Origin of the sequence: Vibrio sp. HI00D65, from assembly GCF_001635455.1 — a bacterium.
Lineage (GTDB): Bacteria > Pseudomonadota > Gammaproteobacteria > Enterobacterales > Vibrionaceae > Vibrio.
In genome coordinates this window covers 1-3,049 of sequence record NZ_LWEH01000296.1, presented here as the reverse complement: position 1 = coordinate 3,049, position 3,049 = coordinate 1, and the positions used below count along the sequence as shown (strand labels likewise).

Below are 3,049 nucleotides of genomic sequence, written 5' to 3'. Positions count from 1 at the left end.
ACGTTGCTCTGCCTATGCGTATCGAATCTATTTCTGAAAATGAAATAAAACGTCGAGTCAGTGCTGCGTTGGATAAAACGGGCTTACTAGACAAAGCGCGCTGTTTGCCAAGCCAGCTTTCTGGTGGTGAACAGCAACGTGTGGGCATTGCCCGTGCTGTGGTCAACCGTCCAACTCTGCTGCTAGCGGATGAGCCGACGGGTAACCTAGACCCGGAATTATCTAACCGCGTGTTGCGACTGTTTGAAGAGTTTAACCGTGCCGGTGTGACGATCATCCTAGCAACGCACGATATCGGGTTAGTGAATACTCGCCCTCAATATCGTCATCTTGAATTAAACCAAGGCTTTTTGAGTGAGGTTGAAGACTATGGCCGCTAATAAGCGCATCAAAAAACCTCAATCTAATCGTGCTGCAAACCGCACTTCAAGTGACGGCTTCTTCGTGGTGCATTGGAAGCAAGCTAAGTCATCGTTCTCACAAATGTGGCAACGTCCACTGGGCAACTTACTGACGCTTGCGGTTATTTCTATGGCTCTAGCAATGCCTGCGTGTTTGTACTTACTAGGTAAAAACGTAGGTGAAGTGGCAAAAGATGTCACAAGCCCGTCACAAATTAGTGCTTATGTAGAGGATGGTATTCCCGAGCCTCGAGTCATGGTGCTTAAAGATGAAATCGAGAGTTGGGATCAAGTTGAGCTGGTGGAGTACATTTCATCTCAACAAGGGCTTGCTGACCTCAGTCAGTATTCTGGCTTTGATGATGCACTAACTATTCTCGACGACTATTCACTGCCAGGTGTGTTAGTGATAACACCAAGCGTACAAAGCGATGCTCAAATCAAAGAGCTGGCAGGCCAAGTCAAAAAACAAGAATTAGTGACCGATGTTCGTTTGGACGAAGATTGGTTAGCAAGATTAGACGCGATTAAAGCGCTAGCCGCTGTCATCGTGATTACCTTAACGGTATTGATGTTAGGCGCTGTGTTTTTGATTATCGGCAACACACTGCGATTTAATGTGTTGGCGCATAAAGAAGAGATTCAAACCATGAAGCTGATTGGTGCCACCGATAGCTACATTCTTCGGCCATATCTATATTCTGGTATGTGGTTCGGTGTATTAGGTTCGGTTAGCGCGTGGGTAATGACGGCATTAATTACCGTATTACTGAATAGCGCGGTGGATGATCTGGCTCAGCTTTACGACAGCCACTTCCGCTTAATTGGCCTAAGCTGGGATGAATCTTTACTGCTTTTGATCGTTGGAACCCTGCTGGGTAGTGTGGCTGCGAAGCTTTCTGCACAGCGTCACCTAAAAGAAATTGAACCAGTTTAGTTGAATAGAGTCATATTTAGACGAAAAATAGGCACTTCTTAACCAGTTTTTGCCTTGTATAGACGAATTGATTATGCATAATTACCTCCCTCTTCTTGAAACCTGTTCATTTTAGGTTCAAGATTGTCGGGTTTTAATAGATGTACTACTCCAGATCAGAGATTGATGAGGAACCGAATGGCAAACCAAGCGTATCAAATGGCTTTAGTCACACAAGATAGTTTAGACAGCTATATCCGCTCAGCGAACAGCTACCCAATGCTGACGCCTGAAGAGGAACGTGGACTTGCAGAGCGATTACATTACAAAGGTGAGATCGACGCTGCGAAAGGCTTGATCCTTTCACACCTACGATTCGTGGTGCACGTTGCAAGAGGTTACTCTGGCTACGGTCTGCCTATGGCTGATCTCGTTCAAGAAGGTAACATCGGTCTAATGAAAGCCGTGAAGCGCTTCAACCCAGAGGTTGGCGTTCGATTGGTTTCTTTCGCAGTTCACTGGATCAAAGCTGAGATTCATGAGTACGTACTGCGTAACTGGCGTATCGTTAAGATTGCGACAACTAAGGCACAGCGCAAACTGTTCTTTAACCTTCGTAAATCTAAAAAGCGTTTAGGTTGGTTTAACAACGGTGAAGTTGAGACAGTAGCTCGTGAACTTGGTGTTGAGCCTTCTGAAGTTCGTGAGATGGAATCTCGCTTGGCAGCGCAAGACGCAACGTTTGAAGCACCAATGGATGACGATGACGGCGGCTCTGCTTACACAGCTCCGGTTTACTACCTAGAAGATAAAGCGTCAGACGTTGCTGAAACGGTTGAAGCATCTAACTGGGAGTCTTACACCAATAATCGTTTAGGCCTAGCACTAGCAAGCCTAGATGAGCGTAGCCAACACATTGTTCGCTCACGTTGGTTAGACGACAATAAAGCAACACTACAAGACTTAGCGGATACCTACAGTATCTCTGCAGAACGTGTTCGCCAGTTAGAAAAAAATGCGATGAAGAAATTGAAACAAGCCGTTGGCGATTTCTAACAGCACTTAGTTTCTAAATAGTAGCTAGCAAATAACTGAGTTTTGAAAAGGCCGAGATCGAGAGATCTCGGCCTTCTTGTTTTGGATCGAATTCTCAACTTTTGCGATCGTAGTTTGCAAAATGATTTTGTGGATAACTCTGTGATAAATTTATTCGTCAGTTGTCTAAAAGCAGGGTGTAGTAAGGCTTTGAGCGTGTTTTTTGAGTGGGGATATGTTTTAGTTAACCCACAGTTAGATCAGGATCATCACTACATGTTGTGGATCTATTTTTCCAAAGGCACTTTATTCACGCAATTCACAGATTTATCCACAAATGGTGTAAAAGTGATCGCTGGTGGATAACCTTATTAAGTGGATGTGATTGTTAGCCTTGGGATAGGTTACAATGGCAGCAAAGTAAATCAGTATAAAAAGAGAAAGTCATGGACCAGTTTAAACATATCGACGTGCAAGGTGCTCAGGCCCTTATTGAACAAGGCCAAGCTCGACTTGTTGATATCCGCGACCCGCAATCTTTCGCGGTTGCTCACTCAAAAACCGCTTACCACCTAACAAACGACACTATGGTCTCGTTTATGGATGAGGTGGAGTTTGAACAACCTATCTTGGTAATGTGTTATCACGGCATTAGTAGCCAAGGTGCGGCACAATATTTAGTGAACCAAGGTTTTGA

4 protein-coding genes are annotated in these 3,049 nt (G+C 44.6%); all 4 read left to right on the top strand.

What is annotated here, in order from left to right; all coding sequences use genetic code 11:
* Nucleotides 1-380: cell division ATP-binding protein FtsE (locus A3712_RS19040; RefSeq protein WP_157618816.1), on the top strand; the 380-nt coding region annotated here is incomplete at its 5' end.
* On the top strand, nt 370-1,338 hold the full coding sequence (gene ftsX, locus A3712_RS19035) for a permease-like cell division protein FtsX (protein WP_063524671.1): 969 nt from the start codon (nt 370-372) through the stop codon (nt 1,336-1,338). The genes A3712_RS19040 and ftsX, both read left to right, overlap by 11 nt.
* A 177-nt stretch (nt 1,339-1,515) precedes the next feature.
* On the top strand, nt 1,516-2,373 hold the full coding sequence (rpoH, locus tag A3712_RS19030) for an RNA polymerase sigma factor RpoH (protein ID WP_063523657.1): 858 nt from the start codon (nt 1,516-1,518) through the stop codon (nt 2,371-2,373).
* A gap of 425 nt (nt 2,374-2,798) precedes the next feature.
* Nucleotides 2,799-3,049 (top strand): thiosulfate sulfurtransferase GlpE (gene glpE / locus A3712_RS19025; RefSeq protein WP_063524670.1); only part of this gene is annotated, 251 nt, incomplete at its 3' end.